Here is an 18578-nt window from a genome sequence, read left to right on the forward strand (position 1 = left end):
TAAATTAGTACGCTTATTTACTGTAACTTAGTTAAGTGAATAAGGGCGCACGGTGGATGCCTTGGCACTAGAAGCCGATGAAGGACGGGACTAACACCGATATGCCTCGGGGAGTTGTAAGTAAACTTTGATCCGGGGATTTCCGAATGGGGGAACCCACTGTTCGTAATGGAACAGTACATGCATCTGAATACATAGGGTGCATGAGGTAGACCCGGGGAACTGAAACATCTCAGTACCCGGAGGAAGAGAAAGAAAAATCGATTTCCTGAGTAGCGGCGAGCGAAACGGAAAGAGCCCAAACCAGAAAGCTTGCTTTCTGGGGTTGTAGGACACTCCACTCGGAGTTACCAAGGAATTCTTTAAATGAATCGACCTGGAAAGGTCAGCCACAGAAGGTAACAGCCCTGTAGTTGAAAAAGAATTCCCTCCGGAGTGTATCCTGAGTACGGCGGAACACGTGGAATTCCGTCGGAATCCGGGAGGACCATCTCCCAAGGCTAAATACTCTCTAGTGACCGATAGTGAACCAGTACCGTGAGGGAAAGGTGAAAAGCACCCCGGAAGGGGAGTGAAATAGAACCTGAAACCGTGTGCCTACAAGTAGTCGAAGCCCGTTAATGGGTAACGGCGTACCTTTTGTAGAATGGACCGGCGAGTTACGATCGTATGCAAGGTTAAGTGGAAGACACGGAGCCGCAGCGAAAGCGAGTCTGAATAGGGCGAATGAGTATGCGGTCGTAGACCCGAAACCGTGTGATCTACCCATGTCCAGGGTGAAGGTCAGGTAACACTGACTGGAGGCCCGAACCCACGTATGTTGAAAAATGCGGGGATGAGGTGTGGGTAGGGGTGAAATGCCAATCGAACACGGAGATAGCTGGTTCTCTCCGAAATAGCTTTAGGGCTAGCCTCAAGAAATAGAGTACTGGAGGTAGAGCACTGATTGGACTAGGGGCCCTCACCGGGTTACCGAATTCAGTCAAACTCCGAATGCCAGTTACTTTTACTTGGGAGTCAGACTATGGGTGATAAGGTTCATAGTCGAAAGGGAAACAGCCCAGACCGCCAGCTAAGGTCCCAAAGTATACGTTAAGTGGAAAAGGATGTGGAGTTGCCCAGACAACCAGGATGTTGGCTTAGAAGCAGCCATCATTTAAAGAGTGCGTAATAGCTCACTGGTCGAGTGACTCTGCGCCGAAAATGTACCGGGGCTAAACGTATCACCGAAGCTGCGGATTGTTCTTACGAACAATGGTAGGAGAGCGTTCTAAGTGCTGTGAAGTCAGACCGTGAGGACTGGTGGAGCGCTTAGAAGTGAGAATGCCGGTATGAGTAGCGAAAAAAGAGTGAGAATCTCTTTCACCGAATGCCTAAGGTTTCCTGAGGAAGGCTCGTCCTCTCAGGGTTAGTCGGGACCTAAGCCGAGGCCGAAAGGCGTAGGCGATGGACAACAGGTAGATATTCCTGTACCACCTCATGATTGTTTGAGCGATGGGGGGACGCAGTAGGATAAGGAATGCGCACTGATGGATATGTGCGCCCAAGCAGTGAGAAAGTCAGATAGGCAAATCCGTCTGGCAATTTCAAGCTGTGATGGGGAGGGAAATTTAGTACCGAAGTTCCGGATTTCACACTGCCAAGAAAAGCCTCTAGTTAGATCATAGGTGCCCGTACCGCAAACCGACACAGGTAGGCGAGGAGAGAATCCTAAGGTGAGCGGGAGAACTCTCGTTAAGGAACTCGGCAAAATGACCCCGTAACTTCGGGAGAAGGGGTGCTTCATTTACATGGAGCCGCAGTGAATAGGCCCAAGCGACTGTTTAGCAAAAACACAGGTCTCTGCGAAGCCGAAAGGCGAAGTATAGGGGCTGACACCTGCCCGGTGCTGGAAGGTTAAGGGGAAATGTTAGCCGCAAGGCGAAGCTTTGAACCGAAGCCCCAGTAAACGGCGGCCGTAACTATAACGGTCCTAAGGTAGCGAAATTCCTTGTCGGGTAAGTTCCGACCCGCACGAAAGGTGCAACGACTTGGGCACTGTCTCAACGAGAGACCCGGTGAAATTATACTATGCGTGAAGATGCGCATTACCCGCGACAGGACGGAAAGACCCCGTGGAGCTTTACTGTAGCCTGATATTGAATGTCTGTGCAGCTTGTACAGGATAGGTGGGAGCCTTGGAAACCGGAGCGCTAGCTTCGGTGGAGGCATCCGTGGGATACCACCCTGGCTGTATGGACATTCTAACCCAGGACCGTGATCCGGTTCGGAGACAGTGTCAGGCGGGCAGTTTGACTGGGGCGGTCGCCTCCCAAAAGGTAACGGAGGCGCCCAAAGGTTCCCTCAGAATGGTTGGAAATCATTCGTAGAGTGTAAAGGCACAAGGGAGCTTGACTGCGAGACCTACAAGTCGAGCAGGGACGAAAGTCGGGCTTAGTGATCCGGTGGTTCCGCATGGAAGGGCCATCGCTCAACGGATAAAAGCTACCCCGGGGATAACAGGCTTATCTCCCCCAAGAGTTCACATCGACGGGGAGGTTTGGCACCTCGATGTCGGCTCATCGCATCCTGGGGCTGTAGTCGGTCCCAAGGGTTGGGCTGTTCGCCCATTAAAGCGGTACGCGAGCTGGGTTCAGAACGTCGTGAGACAGTTCGGTCCCTATCCGTCGTGGGCGTTGGAAGTTTGAGAGGAGCTGTCCTTAGTACGAGAGGACCGGGATGGACACACCGCTGGTGTACCAGTTGTTCCGCCAGGAGCATCGCTGGGTAGCTACGTGTGGAAAGGATAAGTGCTGAAAGCATCTAAGCATGAAGCCCCCCTCAAGATGAGACTTCCCATCACTTCGAGTGAGTAAGATCCCTCAGAGACGATGAGGTTGATAGGTTCGGTGTGGAAGCGTGGTGACACGTGGAGCTTACGGATACTAATCGATCGAGGACTTAACTAAATTCTTTATTTGATGTCTTGTTTACTCTTATTTAGTTTTTAAGGTATAAATCAATATTTTACCTTATAAAGTTGTCTGGTAGCAATAGCGAAGAGGCTACACCTGTTCCCATGCCGAACACAGAAGTTAAGCTCTTCAGCGCCGATGGTAGTTGGGGCTTTGCCCCTGCAAGAGTAGGACGCCGCCAGGCTGCTTTTTTCGTATTCTGGATTTTTTACATAAGACTATTCCACAGTAGCTCAGTGGTAGAGCAATCGGCTGTTAACCGATCGGTCGTAGGTTCGAATCCTACCTGTGGAGCCAATTGCTTCCATAGCTCAGCAGGTAGAGCACTTCCATGGTAAGGAAGGGGTCGTCGGTTCAAATCCGGCTGGAAGCTTATATGTAAAACGCTTGTCTCATTCGAGATGAAGCGTTTTTTTTTGAATAAAAATTTAACTAGTATCCGTTCTACAGTCGCAGGTTCCCGCGGATCTGGAGATTTAGCACGTGATGTTCGTGGGTTTGCGACAAAATTTTATACAGAAGAAGGGAATTATGACCTGGTTGGAAATAATATGCCTGTATTCTTTATTCAGGATGGTATTAAATTTCCAGATTTTATTCATGCTGTGAAACCAGAACCACATAACGAAATTCCACAGGCCCAATCTGCGCACGACACATTTTGGGAGATTGCCTGGCGTCCATAACCATCACGCTGGTTGTTATGTACCTCGGGAACCGATTTATTAATCGGAAGTTCATGGAAGTTCGGTCCGCCTAAACGAATCAGCTGTGTATCTGTGTATGAGAATAGCCTCGTTTGTAAGAGCGGATCATTACTAAAGTCGATTCCAGGGACCACATGTCCGGGATGGAAAGCTACCTGCTCCGTTTCAGCAAAGTAATTATCGAAAGTATGTACTCCAAACCCTTCCATCATCCGGAAGCTTCTTGGGATAGGAAAGCGTTATTTGATAGATAAAGATGAGGGAGGCAGCTAGCAGACATAAAACGGCCCCATATACGATTTTAATATCATATTTGGGGCGTTGACGTTCCTATCCATCCGTATAGTATATATTAATTTCTACTCTTCATTGTTAATCCATTCAATGAAGAGAAAAAATTGCATTACCCTCTAGAAAATAGGACTGCATATGAAAATAATTAGCGAAAATAAATTGACAATATAAAAAACTAGTACTTAAGTACCTAATAAAGTAAACTAATGGTATAATTGGATTAGCTATTCTTTAATGGGAAACTAATGTAATGATACATAAATTAACCATTTAATATGCTGATATGGTAGGAAACAATTGAATATCTAAAAAAACTTTGCTTCTAGTTAGTGAATATTATGTGAGAAGCAGAGTTTCTTTTATGTTGCAAATCAATAAAGGCTTTTGATGTTTAATCTAAATTATGTGAACCACATAAACTATTACCGGATCATATCACAACGAGTAGCATCATCAAAATACAAGAAAGAAGGAATTTATGGTGGCGGCAAAAGAAAAGAAAAAGAAGTCGGTACGATTTAATTGGATTCGCAAAAGTATATCAACAAAAGTAGCTGCAGCACTTTTTATAGCTATATTTATTGTGTTTTCTGCAACAGGATTCTTTATACATATGTATACAAAGGCATTATTAGTTGAAAATGTTGAAACTGACTTATCAACTAAAAGTGATGCAATCGCTGCACAGGTTAATAGCATGTTTAAAGAAGAAGCGACCATTGTGCGGCAAATGGTAACGAATCAAGAGTTTGGCAAGTTCTTAAATACAACTGACTCTCGAGATGAAGTTTTAGAAAATGATTATTATGATGGTGTATTACAGTCGCTTGATGAGATTGTTGAAACAGATGATTCAATCGCAATGGCATGGGTTGCGAGTAATAAATCAAACTTTTTAATTGGAAGCAATAATGTTTTATCAGACCCTAGCTTTGACATAACGAGTAGACCTTGGTATGAGGCAGCTATAGCGGAAGAGGATGTTTATTTTACCGAACCATACATGGATGAAGTATTTGGAAAAATTATTTTGAGTGCAATGAAGCCAATTAAAGTGAATGGGGATACAGTCGGTATTGTTGCAATTGATATCTTTCTAGACCAGTTACCAGAGCTTATGCAATCTTATAAAATGGGTGAGAGCGGATATTCTTTCTTAATCTCCAGTGATGGAACGGTTTTATATCATCCAGATGAAACATTAATCCTTGAAGAACAGCTGCAGTCTATGTCTGGTGAACTAGGGAATATAGGTAATAAAATGATTGCAGGTGAAACAGGTCTTCAATTAGCGCAAATAGGTGACAGTTTAGAATATATTGGGTATTCACCAGTTCATACAACCGGCTGGTCCATTGGTACAGCGTTACCAGAAGAAGAAGCTTTAAGTGAACTTGGGACGTTTACGATGATGATGGTCTTGTTTTTTAGCATTGCCTGTTTAATTCTTGTTGTAGTAGTGGTTGTTTTATTAAAACGTATGTTAAAAGATCTTCCTCAAATTATGAAAGTGATGAAGGATTTAGAATTAGGTAATTTAAGGGAAACAAATTTGCAAGCTAAATCGGATGATGAAATAGGTCAATTGGTAAGCTCTACAAATACGATGAATGAAACACTGCGAGAACTCGTAATGAAAATCAAAAATGTATCCGAGACGGTTACCAGTAAAAGTGAAGAATTAACGCAGTCAGCAAATGATGTGAAGATAGGATCTGAACAAGTGGCGACTACGATGCAGGAATTAGCGTTTGGCTCAGAGTCACAAGCAAATACAACAAGTGACCTTTCTTCCTTAATGGCTACATTCAGATCAGATACCGATCAAGCATATACGAACAGCAATCAGGTATATGAATCTTCTAATCAAGTATTGAGCCATACAAATGAAGGCAGAAACTTAATGGAAAAATCGACAGAACAAATGGAAACAATTGACAGCATTATTTATGATTCTGTACAGAAAGTAGAAAACTTAGATTCACAATCTCAAAAAATCTCTGATTTAGTATCTGTTATTAAAGATATCGCTGATCAAACGAATTTATTAGCTTTAAATGCTGCGATTGAGGCAGCTCGGGCTGGAGAAAGTGGAAAGGGATTTGCAGTTGTTGCCGATGAGGTTAGAAAGCTTGCAGAACAGGTTGGGTCATCGGTAAGTGGCATCACAGATATTGTTGGAAATATTCAAAGCGAAACAAGTCAGGTAACGAAGTCTTTACGAGATGGATATAAAGAAGTTCAACAAGGAACAAGTCAATTAAAAGTAACAAGAGATACGTTCCAAACAATAAGTACTTCAGTCACGCAAATGGTAAATGATATTAAAACAATTTCTGATAAACTATCTACCATTTCTGATACCAGTGACAATATGAATACTTCCATTCAGGAGATTGCAGCAATCTCGGAGGAATCTGCAGCGGGTGTTGAACAAACCTCTGCATCTTCACAGCAGATTAGCAGCTCAATGGAAGAAGTTGCACTAAGTTCAGACGAGCTCGCTAAATTAGCGGAAGAATTAAATGAATTGATACAGCATTTTAGGAGTTAAAAAGATTATAAGATGAGCCCAAATAAATGGCTTTATACGAAAACAACGCTATCTTTCATAGAGTAGCGTTGTTTTTTTGTAATTTAAAAATTGCTATCAATTTGTTGTATAGGTGAATAGCAATTTCCTATATCTGCTATCTTTGTATTCGGCTTGTTATCCCACCCTCAATGACACAGCTAGCTTTAGTTTGCCAATCCATCCCAATAAAAGTCTACAATCTGCGTTACTAAATCATCCAGTGATCGGAATGAATTTTTAAAATTAGTATCCATATTGTTTCCGGTTGTTACCAAAGATACAAATAGAAGCGCTCCTAAGCGTGGGTTGCTTCTGGAGATTTCTCCATTATCCATTGCCTTTTTTAATGCATGCTCTAATTCTTCATACATTTTTTCTTCTGCTTGCTGCATCAATTGCAGTTGCTCCTGTGAAAGAGATGTCTTTGCTTCCTTCATAAATGAATGGATATCAATATCCACAGTCGCTTGTAAATGGCCTTTGGCAAACTGAAACAGCTGCTTTTTCAATGGCTCATTGGTTGAGAGAATCGCCACAATTCTTTCATGAATTCGATTCATTAACTGGACCATTGCATCCGTAAAAAGGTCTGCCTTTGTTTTGTAATAGTAATACACCGTTGCTTTTGTGACATCACATTGTTGGGCAACATCGTCCATGGATACTAACGGATATCCTTTTTCCAAAAACATTTCTGTAGCGATGTGTAAGATAGTATCTTTCGTTGAGATTCCATCCTGTTCTTTACGAGGTCTCCCTAATGTTCGATGTTTGCGTTGCATCATGAATTCCACTCCAAATTATTTAAACTAGACTTATTATACCATAATTTGAAAAAAACTTGATTAATTAACCTACTAGTATATATAATTACAAGATACATGGTTAAGTGCATTGATAAAATTTGCGCTAGAAAGGATGAGATTTGTGAAAGGTCTATTGAAAAATTGGGGAGGTATTGTTGCGAATACCAAAACCCGTTGGGCGACCTTGTTTATTTGGGTTTTATTGATTGGAATATTTTCATATATTTGGCCACAAGTTAATGATCGAGAGACGTCGGATACACAATTATTACCAGAAGATATGATGTCTGTCGAAGCAGGTAAAATTACGAACGAAGAATTCTCTAATGATGCTGGTACACCATTGCTTTTAGTGTGGCATCGTGATGGAGGGTTAAATAATTCGGATTATGAGATGATTCAATCTCTTTATCAGAATCTAAATGATGAGCCGGTTAATCATCAAACATTTATTCCACCATTTCAGGATGCTCCTGTTGAAGCTTTAAGAGGAAGTGCTTCTGAAGATGGAAAAGCACTGACAACACCGGTATTTTTTGATGACACTGCAGCAACAAAGGAATTACAAGCGGCACTCGACCAACTAGAAGTTAAAATAAATGATGCATTTGGCAGTGAGGTGCTGAAAAGTGATATAGACGAGTCTGGCTTACATGTGCGTTTTTCTGGACCTATTGGAATTCAGACTGATACCGTTTCCTTGTTCAGCAATGCAGACTTTACCTTGTTAATTGCAACTGTATTGATTGTATTTATTTTACTTATTTTATTGTATCGCTCACCAATTTTGGCACTTGTCCCGCTTGTTGCGGTTGGGATCGCCTATGGAATTATTAGTCCACTGCTTGGGTTTTTTGCGGATCAGGGCTGGATTGTTGTGGATGGGCAAGCGATATCGATTATGACGGTTCTTTTGTTCGGAGCCGGAACAGATTATTGCTTATTTTTAATTTCACGGTACAGAGATGAGCTGCGAATTGAAAAAGATAAACATGTTGCATTAAAACGTGCGATTAGCGGTACTGGCGGGGCCATCATGATGAGTTCCCTTACTACTGTTTTAGGATTGCTTTCACTCGGGCTAGCCTATTACGAATCCTATGATCGTTTTGCTGTACCTTTTAGCTTATCGATATTTATTATGGGACTCGCAGCATTAACCGTGCTTCCTGCGATTCTGGCCTTACTTGGCCGCTTTGCTTTTATCCCATTTATCCCACGACCTGAAGAAATGATTCAGGAAATTGAGAAGAAAAAAGGGAAAAAGCTGCGTCGTCCGAAACCAAGTCATCGATTTGGGAAGAAGATTGGAAAAGTGGTTACAGAAAAACCATGGACCATTATTCTTGTTAGTATAGTTATTCTTGGTGGCCTGGCTGCTTTCGTACCAAAAATGCAATATACCTATGCTTTATTAGATTCTTTCCCAGAGGATATGCCATCACGAGAAGGATTTACATTAATTGCAGACCATTATCCTCCAGGTGAAATTGCTCCTGTCAGTGTGATCGTCGATACAAATGGAGCGGATGTTTCGTTACAGAACGAATTGGCAGAGCATCCTTACGTTGAGATTGTTGATGATCCTGTGGAAGGATCGGAAAATAAGGATATCCAGGAATGGAAAGTGACACTTTCGATTGATCCGTACTCCACGGAAGCGGTAGAAAGCGTTCCAGAGCTCCAGGCTATTGCAACGAGTGCACTAAGCGATGCTGGTGTAGTCAATGCAGATGACTATGTATGGCTTGGCGGTGAAACGGCGACATTATACGATACAGATCAGGTAACCAATCGAGATCAGGGGTTAATTATACCTGCCCTTCTGCTCATTATAGCGGTATTACTTATCGTTTTCCTAAGGTCCATTGTGGCAATGGTCTATTTATTGTCAACCGTTATCATTTCGTATTTATCTGCGCTTGGTTTAGGGTGGATTGTGCTCCATCATATATTTGGAGTTACAGAAATTCAAGGATTAATTCCGCTCTATGTATTCGTCTTTTCGGTTGCCCTAGGTATTGACTACAACATATTCCTTGTTTCTAGTCTATGGAGCAATCGAAAGGAAATGCCGCTCAAACAGGCTATTTCTAAAAGTGTTGCAGAAACGGGAAGTGTAATTAGTTCAGCAGGGCTTATTCTAGCTGGTACGTTTTCGGTTCTAGCTGTAATGCCTTTGCAGGTGCTTGTTCATTTCGGTACGATTACTGCGATCGGAATCTTGCTGGATACTTTTATCGTCAGACCATTGCTTGTTCCAGCAATTACAACAGTACTTGGGCGTTTTGCGTTCTGGCCTGGTAAGCTATGGAAGCTTCGGGATGATGAGAGTTTGAAAGAACGTGTGAGTGAAGAATGATTTTTGAGTTCGGCTGCTGGCAGAGGTGTCAGCAGCTTTTTATATACTATTACTTTCAAGTGCGAAATTCCAAAATGCCTTATTTGTTGCTATACAGGCTAATTAATTTGTCATAAAGAACGTGGAGTGGTATGATATTATATGCTTAATTCGCAGTTAATTAATAGGAATTATAGAGTTAAGGGGGATTGTTTTAAAAGAAAAATTGAAATTTATAATATGGTGGGGAGTATGTGAATAAATTAGGATTGATGAAGTTGTGTAAATAGTAGAATAAGATCTACCTTATACTCAAAATATCAACACGTGGAGTGTGGTTAAATTGAAAAAAGCATTATTATTAATTTTACTTATATCGGGTTTATTGGTTATTTCTGCATGTGCTGGTGACGGAGCAGATGAATCAGAGAATGCAGAGGAACAAAAGGATCTGACAGTTGGATTAGCTGCAGAGCCAGTATCGCTGGATCCGCACGCTGCAAATGATGGTAACTCCTTATATGTGATGAATGCCATCTATGATACGTTGGTTGAACAAAACACAGATTTGGAGATTCAACCAGCTTTAGCTGAGAGCCTTGAACAAATTGAAGATACTGTCTGGGAAGCAAAGCTTAGAGAAGATGTTACGTTCCATGATGACAGTGCATTTAACGCGGAAGTAGTAAAAGCGAACCTGGATCGCGTTCTTGATCCTGATATGGGCTCACCGCTAGCCTTTTTATTCGATATGATTGATTCCGTGGAAGTAGTAGACGAATATACGGTACAGATTCATACAAAATATCCTTTTTCAGCATTGCCATCTCATTTGGCACATCCGGGCGGGCATATGATCAGTCTTGAGGCGATTGAAAAGGATAATGAAGCAATAGCTAATGGTGGAGAACCGTTTGCAACAGTTAATGAGAACCCAATCGGTACAGGATATTTCAAATATGATGACCGAACAAGTGGAGAACAAATAAAAGTTGTAAAAAATGAAGACTATTGGGGAGATAAGGCCGGTGTAAATTCGGTAACCTTTAAATTTGTCCCAGAGGATTTAACACGAATTGCAGAGCTGCAAACGGGTGATTCGGATATCATTTATCCAGTAAATACAAGCAATATTGACGAAGTGGATACGAATGAAGGTACACACGTTAAACAATCGGATAGCGCAAGTATGTCTTATCTTGGCTTCAATGTAGAAAAAGAACCATTTACAGATCCTAGGGTAAGACAGGCGATTGCAAAAGCAATTAATAAAGAAGAAATTATCGAAGGGGTACTAAATGGTGTGGCCTTACCAGCAAAAGGACCGCTCGCGCCTACCGTGTTTGGGTATGATGAGGATGTAGAGCCTATCGATTATAACATTGAGGAAGCAAAGGAACTATTAAAGGAAGCGGGCTATGAGGATGGTTTCAATGCGACAATCATGGCCTACGATACAAATACATCGGATATCGCGCAGGTTATCCAAGCAGAACTAAAAGAAATTGGTATCACTATTGACATTGAGATGACCGAAGTAGGAACTTATTTAGAAGTGACTGGTAATGGCGGTGTTGATATGTTTATCGGAAGCTGGGGGACTGTAACATTGGATGCGGATTACGGACTGTACCCGATGTTTCATTCAGCAAATGCCGGAAATCCAGGAAACAGGTCTTTTTATGCGAATGATGAGGTAGATGAGTTGCTGGAGGAGGCAAGACAAGAGGGAGCGGAAGAAGAAAGACTGCAACTATATAGTGAAGCACAACAAATAATTGTAGATGAAGCTCCAATCGTTCCACTTTACCATTCTGTATTGCTAGCTGGTTTAAGGGATGAAGTGAGTGGATTTTATCAGTATCCAAGTAGTTTCCCATTTTTGCGTGATGTAACGATTGATTGACAGATAAATTGAATTTTAAAATAACATTGACTTTTTCATCGTGAAGGTGTAATTTTAATACAATTGAATATTGAACTTCTTATCAAGAGAGGTGGAGGGATATGGCCCTTTGATACCTCGGCAGCGGGCTCAATTTATTGAGTACTGTGCCAATTCCATCAGACACTGGTCTGAAAGATAAGAAGAGGTGCCCTGAATTTATCTACCCTCTTCTTATGGAAGGGGGTTTTTGCTTTGTCTTTGTAATTGAATATTCGTTTGGAATAAGGTGATGTAAATATTAAGGGAGTGACTAGTTGTGACAGAATATGGTGTATGGACAATTATACTGGCATTAGGATATACATTTGCGCTCATATCGGCAGGGCAAATTGCCAAAAGACGTGTGACAAAGAAAGATAGTTATTTTGTTGGAAATCGGAATTTCAATAAATGGATTGTTGCGTTTTGTATAACTGGATTATTCTCGGGATCCACATTTATCTCTATTTTGGAGTTATCTTATTTAACCGGTATCTCCGCAATCTGGTATGGGGTGGCGGAAATGGTTCAAATATTTATTATTGCTTTGTTGATTATCCGTTCTTTCCGGAAAAAGATGCTTGTAACGGTTTCTGGTTTGATAGGAGATACGTATGGTAGAACGGCAAAAGGCTTATCAGGAGCAATTACTGCATTTGCCTTTCCCATGTGGTCCGTTGCCACGGCAATCGCATTTGCTTCTGCATTTCATGTGTTTACAGGTATTTCATTGAGTTTATCCGTTGCGTTTACTGCTATTTTACTTTTTATCTATTTACAAGCTGGTGGCATGTGGTCCATTGCCTTTACACAAACGATGAATATGTTTGCATTCGGATTAATGATCGTAATTGGAGTTGTTGCCTTTTTCATCAATCCCGGAATATCAGGTTTAGCTGCATTGAACATGGAGCGTCCAGAAATGTTTAACTTTGGAAGTGTCGGACTGCAAGTAATTGTCGTCTGGTTTGGGACGTTCCTCGTTAACGTCATTCTGGCTCAGGCTGCTTTCCAAATGGCATTATCCTCCCGCTCGCCAGAAGAGGGTCAAAAAGGACTTGTCATGGCTGGATTCATGGCGATTCCATTTATAGTCGGTGGCGTTATCTTCGGAATATCAGCTGCCACCGTTGTGCCGAATGCATCCACTGGACTTATCGCGATTCCCCAGTACTTGATGGAAGTCTTGCCTGCCCCATTAGTAGGTTTGTTTTTCCTTGGTGTATGGGGTTGTGCACTCGGATGGGGTGGACCTTGTCAGTTCTCAGGTGCCACAAGTCTCGGACGTGATGTGGGAAGTGCGATTAATCCAAATGCCACAGGGGACCAGCTTATTAAATATACGAAAATCTCGCTGCTGCTTTTAACCGGCCTGATGATTGCGTTTGGCTTATTGCGAACAGAGCAATCGGCATGGTGGAATGTATTTGCTTGGACGATACGAAACAGTGCCACGTTTGCACCGGTAGTAGCCGCATTATTCTGGCCGGTGGTAACGAAGCGAGCTGTAGTTGCTTCCTTGTTCACTGGATTTACTAGTGGACTGTTATGGTATTACCTGGGCGGCTGGCATCCACAGGAATTTTATCTAAACATACACCCGGTTTGGATTGGAAGCTCGGTTAATATCCTGACAATTACGTTGGTGACGTTGGCTAATAGAAGAACGAGTTTAAGATTGCGAAAAACAGATCGCTTTGGTTACTTGGGATTAATTGGAGGAGTAATTTTTACACTGGTTAATATTTTATACTTTGAACAGGCGTATAATAGTGGATTGTTTGGGTTGTTTATGTTTGTAGCTATATTGAGTTACTTTATAGCAGCAATTCGGTTTGTGAGGTTAGATGAGCGGGGAGCGATAGTTGTAGAAGAACAGGAATACATTGCGTCCAACAGTTAAGAACATAACACCATTCAATTTCTAAATAGATAGAAAGTTTATCTACCGGTTAATAGGGGTATAGATGATTTATCGCAATGAAAAGTAATGAGTAAAAGTGTTAATAGGGAATGGAGGTAGAATAAGTATGGATTTAATTATCACTGCTTTCGTTGCCTTGATTGGTGTCTTTGTATTAACCATTAGGGCGTTTACAGCGGTTTATAAAAATAGATTGAAGGATTCTAATTAGGAGAGAGATTTCTATTAAATAATGCATAAGGGCATCCTTCTTTAGGAGGAGGTCCTTTTTTGGGTGACCAAGTAGTACTGTGGTCTATTTATGTTTAATCTACTGACATAATAAAAAGTTTAATAAAATTGCTAAAACATTCCTAAACCATGCCGATATAAATAATGAAGCGAGACACAAGGATGTGACTTGCTAAAAATTAAAAACATGGAGGTAGATTGATCATGATTATCAATCACAATATTTCTGCTCTTAACGCACATCGTCAATTAGGAGCAAACCAAGGTGCAACACAAAATTCATTGGAGAAACTTTCTTCAGGTCTTCGTATCAACAAAGCTGGAGATGACGCTGCTGGACTAGCAATCTCTGAAAAAATGCGTGGACAAATTCGTGGATTGGAAATGGCTACTAAGAACGCTCAAGACGGTAAACTAGATATGCCGCTCTAAGTAGTAATACTTAGATGAAAACTCCGTGAATTCGGTGGAACCCCAAACCAAACTAGCAGTTGTGGATGGTGGGCAATACCGAGCCAAGCCTAGTGAATTGTAAAAAACCTGTAGCTAGGAAGGTGTAACGATCAGGTAGTGAGGATACAGACCAATAAACTACCCACGAGCGCGGGGCATCCTTAGGGATGAAGATATGATCTGAACTTTATGGAAACATAAAGAAGTAGTGGATTAAATGCCATTGCGGTAACAAATTTGATTTCTCTTATCCAAACTGCTGAAGGTGCTTTGAATGAAACTCATTCAATTCTTCAAAGAATGCGTGAGCTAGCGGTTCAGTCTTCAAATGATACAAACAATGATACTGACCGTCAAGAGCTTCAAAAAGAAATGAACCAATTACTTGAAGAGGTAGATAGAATCTCAGGTGATACGGAATTTAATACGAAATCACTTCTTGATGGCAATTTCTCTGGTAAATTCCACATTGGTGCCAACGAGAATCAAAGTATTGAATTAGAAATTGGTGATATGAGTACTGAAGGTTTAGAAGTAAGTGAACTAACTGTTGCGGATCCTACAGCTGAAGGAGCAACTGGTGGGATATTGACTCAAGAAAGTGCTGATGAAGCTATTACTACTATTAACGATGCAATTGAAAAAGTATCTGCTGAACGTTCAAAACTTGGTGCATACCAAAACCGTCTAGATCACACAATTAACAACTTAGGTACATCAGCAGAAAACCTAACTGCTGCAGAATCACGTATTCGTGACGTTGATATGGCGAAAGAAATGATGGAGTTCACTAAGAACAATATCCTTTCACAAGCGGCACAATCAATGTTAGCTCAATCCCAGCAAATGCCTCAAGGAGTGTTACAACTCTTACAGTAATTTGGTGGGAAGGGCGTCTAATCTGGTAACGGGTTAGAAGATAACTGGGTGAATTGCTGGAACTTCCTAAAGTGTTTTGTACCACAACGTAGCTGGAAACGGCAGACGTGAAGGTTTGAAAAACAAAGCAATGAAACAATGGATAATCAGCAGCCAAGCGCCTGTGGTGAAAACCTGGCGAAGGTTCAACGACTAGAATGCACTGCCTAACAGTTAAACTTAAGGCAATGAGATTCGTAGGGTGGATCATTTCCATTCGAAGTGCCCAGCCCCTTAAGAATAAGGGTGAAGATATAGTCTATTCTATGATCGAAAGACATAGCGGCAAAGCAAGCCAACCAACAACCACAAGGTGTTTTACAATTACTTCAATAAGAAAAATAGTTAAAGGAACTCTAGTTATACTAGGGTTCCTTTTGAATTAGTTAAAGTTATTAAAAATTTTGATGAACCTCATATCAAGCAAGCTAAAAGCTGCCAAGTGCTTTCTTGACAGCTTACAACTTATAACCACAACCCTTATATCTTAACAAAGCTATCATTGCTCTTAGTCAAAAGGCCTAGATAACTAGCATATGAAATAACATTTTCTGCGTATGTTGCAGTATCATAGATCGTGTTAGGGCTATTTGGGTTTACCTCTATTAGGCTTAGATGCTGATTATCATCTATTCCTAACTCGATAGTTACTTCAGTTACTACGTTACCATAAATTTTTTGAAGACTAACACCAACTGTTTTAGCTAATTCTTTAATCTTACTTTCCAGCTCGGTCGCTTCTTTTTCTCCATAATTATCCCGAAGAAATTCAGTAAGTTCTTCCGTAAGGTTTTTCGAAGTATTGTCAGCAGGATTGGCTTTCAAGTCTGCAAAAAGGCTAATAAATTTCCATTTATCTACTTTATCTTGTATTAGTTGCATAGAAAAGGAAGTTGGTTGTCCATTTTTATTCAGAGATCTAGCATCTTTCTGAACGATAAAGTTGTCTTCTTTTATCAATTCTTTTAACTTGTTTAGTAACGGAAACTCACTATATTCTGTTACCGATGTCCCTTTTGTAACAAAATATTTACCATTTGATAGCTTTTCAATGTACTGAGTTCCTGAAATATTTCCACTTTCTAACTTTAAAATAACTTTACCGTACTTCTCAATAAAGCTGAAGATATCTCGTGTTTTTGAAACTTTTTGATAGGGTGCAAGAATATCGTTAATTTCTTCACTAGCCTGGAGCTTCTTATATATTCCAGATTTTTTATATTTCCTGCCCGTCCATTTATTGGTAAATGCAATATCTTCTAGTTCTTCATAAATCCATTGAGCATCTTCATCACCTCGAAGCTGTAAACGATCAATTATGGCATCAGGATATTCAACAATTTTGGGTATCCATTTGTTATCTTCGTAAAAATGCCCTTTTATAAGCATTTCGTCGTAATCAACATCTTTCGGTGTAAAAGTATAAAGATGAATATTTTTCCTTTCAGCTGTCTCTGCTAGAGTAGTGGCAAGTGAATCGTTAACAATTTTACCTTGAAGTACGCCTACTGTGGTACGGTTATCTAATTCTGCTAAGGCAATGTTTGCTGTCCTAGCTTGAAACATTCCACTCCAAGACTTTCTTAAACTTTCAGTATAGAAAATCCCGTTCTTTGCAATATATTTTGCATATGCAATCGTGTTTACTGCTCTTTTTTCTTCATGGTATGCTGTTTGAGGACCATTGTTAGCCTCATGCATCCAATACCTACCATTTTCATCAATGGCAAGATCAATTCCCAGCTCATCAAGAGCAAGCCCGTAAAGTTTATCTAAGTGAAGGGCAATTTCTATGGAAAGTCGTAAAATATCAGATTCGTATTTTTCCGCTTTTCCCCCGTATTCTCTTACAAGGAAATCATGGAAATTATCAACTCTGCCATCAGTAGCAACGTTACTCAGGTTACTTTTTCTATTACCGAGCCGTGGATAAATATGGGTTAATCCCCATTTACCTTCCCCGTTTTTTTGTACATGCGCCCGGAAATGGTAAGGCTCATCCTCTTTTGTACGCGTATGAATATATCGCTGAACGATAAAACTTCCTTTTTCCTGTAAAATAACTGTTTGAAGCCACTCTTCAAAAGCTTCCTGACTTAATATTCGTTCATTCTTATGTTCCTGTACTGCATAGCGTGTTCCTTTTTTGGTAACAAAATAGATGTTTTCCCCTCGGTTACTTTGAAGATATTTGAATACGACTTTGTTATTATCCTTTAGAAATTCATGAATTTCTACTTCATTACGACATAAGCGAAATGGAACGAGTAATTCAACATATTTTTTATATTTGGCCATTCGCATTGGTAATGAAAGTTTATTACCGACATGAAAGCTAGTAAATGGGATGACTCTGCGAAGTTTTCTCTCAATGTGCGAACGTTTCCCTGCACCAACATTGTTGATAACGTCTGGAAAATGTGTAGTAATGCGTTCCCATTTCCCATCTGTATAAACATCTGCTGTAATTACTTCTTTTTCAAAATTAACATCTGTTGAAGTGAAGAAAAGAAGCTGGGTGTTCTGCCTTTCACTTTCTTGGACTAATGCATTTACTCTTGCTTCAGGATAAAAGGCTCGAGGGTTATGAAAGGAAGCAAATACGCCAATCTTATATTTTTTACTTTTTTGATCATCCATACTTTTTGAGATATCTTTAGTAATTTTGTTTAGAAGTGGCAGATAGGAGAATTGTAGAATCTCACTTATCTTGATAAAGTTACCCTTTTCTAGTAGTTGTGCAATATCAAGCAAGTGTTTCTCTGCTTTATTTTTTCGAATGTTCCACTCTTCTATTTTTGATACTGCGTCAATCCTTGATAATGCTTGAAACCCATCAACAATAGAACTGAAAATAAAAATGCTTTGATTTAATTCCTTTTCTTTAATGAGCTTATGAAAATGGTCTGATGCTTCACTTAACGTTTGAAATATATTATAAACTTGTTGAAGTTGTTTGTCTGTTGGTTTTGACATATATGACACTCCTAATTTTAAACTTGATATCTGTATGTGGATATATAACTATTATCGGTAGATGAGTTCATTGATTGAAGGTAAAAGACGTAAAACATAATATGTAAATTGTTATTACGGTATATAGGATTTGTAAAACTGATTTTTGGGGAATAATCGTTTGATAAATTGAATCCACCGTTTAACCGTTTAGCTTTACTCAAAGATTAATGTAATAATTGTGCCTTATAAAACATAAACTTTGACACATCAATCGAGGAAACTGAAAAAGACTATTACTCCCATTCCCCTTGACCCACCACCCGCCAACCTGCTATCATTTCCCTATTATCTAAAAACAAATAGCTACATCTTGTATAAGTCCAAGAATATGGCTTGGACGTTTCTACCAGCTACCATAAATAGCTTGTCTACAAGGGATGGGAATGTATTTTTCTATACCTTTTACTGTTACTTTGGCTGCTGGAAAGAA

Annotated in this window: 7 protein-coding genes, 2 tRNA genes, 2 rRNA genes, 4 pseudogenes and 2 riboswitches; of the genes and pseudogenes, 12 read left to right on the plus strand and 3 right to left on the minus strand. The window is 40.3% G+C overall.

Going from position 1 to position 18578, the window contains the following annotated elements; translation table 11 throughout:
• Positions 1–29 precede the first annotated feature (29 nt).
• The 5 genes and pseudogenes from NST46_RS07970 to NST46_RS07990 all read left to right on the plus strand — a co-directional run.
• Positions 30–2948 (plus strand): 23S ribosomal RNA (locus NST46_RS07970).
• A gap of 74 nt (positions 2949–3022) precedes the next feature.
• Positions 3023–3138, plus strand: a 5S ribosomal RNA gene (rrf, locus tag NST46_RS07975).
• A 38-nt stretch (positions 3139–3176) separates the two neighbouring features.
• A tRNA-Asn gene (locus NST46_RS07980) sits at positions 3177–3251 on the plus strand.
• A gap of 3 nt (positions 3252–3254) precedes the next feature.
• Positions 3255–3327: transfer RNA gene (locus NST46_RS07985), tRNA-Thr, on the plus strand.
• A 70-nt stretch (positions 3328–3397) separates the two neighbouring features.
• Positions 3398–3622 (plus strand): annotated as a pseudogene (locus NST46_RS07990) (catalase); the annotation flags it as partial.
• On the opposite strand, the pseudogene NST46_RS07995 reads toward NST46_RS07990, so the two are convergent.
• Positions 3616–3843: pseudogene (locus tag NST46_RS07995) on the minus strand (catalase); the annotation flags it as partial. The pseudogenes NST46_RS07990 and NST46_RS07995 overlap by 7 nt on opposite strands.
• 499 nt (positions 3844–4342) lie before the next feature.
• Between NST46_RS07995 and NST46_RS08000 the strand changes: the two are divergent.
• Positions 4343–4477 (plus strand): hypothetical protein, encoded by a 135-nt coding sequence (locus NST46_RS08000; protein WP_341137018.1) that lies wholly within the window; start codon positions 4343–4345, stop codon positions 4475–4477.
• A complete protein-coding gene (locus NST46_RS08005; protein ID WP_251661663.1) occupies positions 4437–6509 on the plus strand; it encodes a methyl-accepting chemotaxis protein in 2073 nt (690 codons plus the stop codon). Before NST46_RS08000 ends, NST46_RS08005 begins: the two co-directional genes overlap by 41 nt.
• A gap of 185 nt (positions 6510–6694) precedes the next feature.
• On the opposite strand, the gene NST46_RS08010 is transcribed toward NST46_RS08005, so the two are convergent.
• Positions 6695–7312 carry a TetR/AcrR family transcriptional regulator gene (locus tag NST46_RS08010; protein ID WP_341137326.1) on the minus strand — a complete coding sequence of 206 codons (618 nt, stop codon included), beginning with the start codon at positions 7310–7312 and terminating at the stop codon, positions 6695–6697.
• Positions 7313–7448: 136 nt separating this feature from the next.
• Between NST46_RS08010 and NST46_RS08015 the strand changes: the two genes are divergently transcribed.
• From NST46_RS08015 to NST46_RS08035, 5 genes and pseudogenes are all read left to right on the plus strand, one after another.
• Positions 7449–9698: an MMPL family transporter gene (locus NST46_RS08015; protein WP_445321724.1), complete on the plus strand. Its 2250-nt coding sequence runs from the start codon at positions 7449–7451 to the stop codon at positions 9696–9698.
• A gap of 322 nt (positions 9699–10020) precedes the next feature.
• On the plus strand, positions 10021–11583 hold the full coding sequence (locus tag NST46_RS08020; RefSeq protein WP_341137020.1) for a glutathione ABC transporter substrate-binding protein: 1563 nt from the start codon (positions 10021–10023) through the stop codon (positions 11581–11583).
• Positions 11584–11659: 76 nt separating this feature from the next.
• Positions 11660–11767: riboswitch (SAM riboswitch) on the plus strand.
• Positions 11768–11881: 114 nt separating this feature from the next.
• A complete protein-coding gene (locus NST46_RS08025) occupies positions 11882–13507 on the plus strand; it encodes a sodium:solute symporter family protein (RefSeq protein ID WP_251661667.1) in 1626 nt (541 codons plus the stop codon).
• 456 nt (positions 13508–13963) lie between these two features.
• Positions 13964–14170, plus strand: a pseudogene (locus tag NST46_RS08030) (flagellin N-terminal helical domain-containing protein); the annotation flags it as partial.
• 282 nt (positions 14171–14452) lie between these two features.
• Positions 14453–15091: pseudogene (locus NST46_RS08035) on the plus strand (flagellin); the annotation flags it as partial.
• 519 nt (positions 15092–15610) lie between these two features.
• Here NST46_RS08035 and NST46_RS08040 read toward each other — a convergent pair.
• Entirely contained in the window at positions 15611–18106 is a 2496-nt protein-coding gene (locus NST46_RS08040; RefSeq protein WP_341137021.1) for a YheC/YheD family protein, read from the minus strand.
• Between the two features lie 332 nt (positions 18107–18438).
• A riboswitch (purine riboswitch) is annotated at positions 18439–18539 on the plus strand.
• The last annotated feature ends 39 nt before the right edge of the window (positions 18540–18578 follow it).

The sequence above is a fragment of the Oceanobacillus sp. FSL W7-1309 genome (assembly GCF_038002145.1).
Taxonomy (GTDB): domain Bacteria; phylum Bacillota; class Bacilli; order Bacillales; family Amphibacillaceae; genus Oceanobacillus; species Oceanobacillus profundus.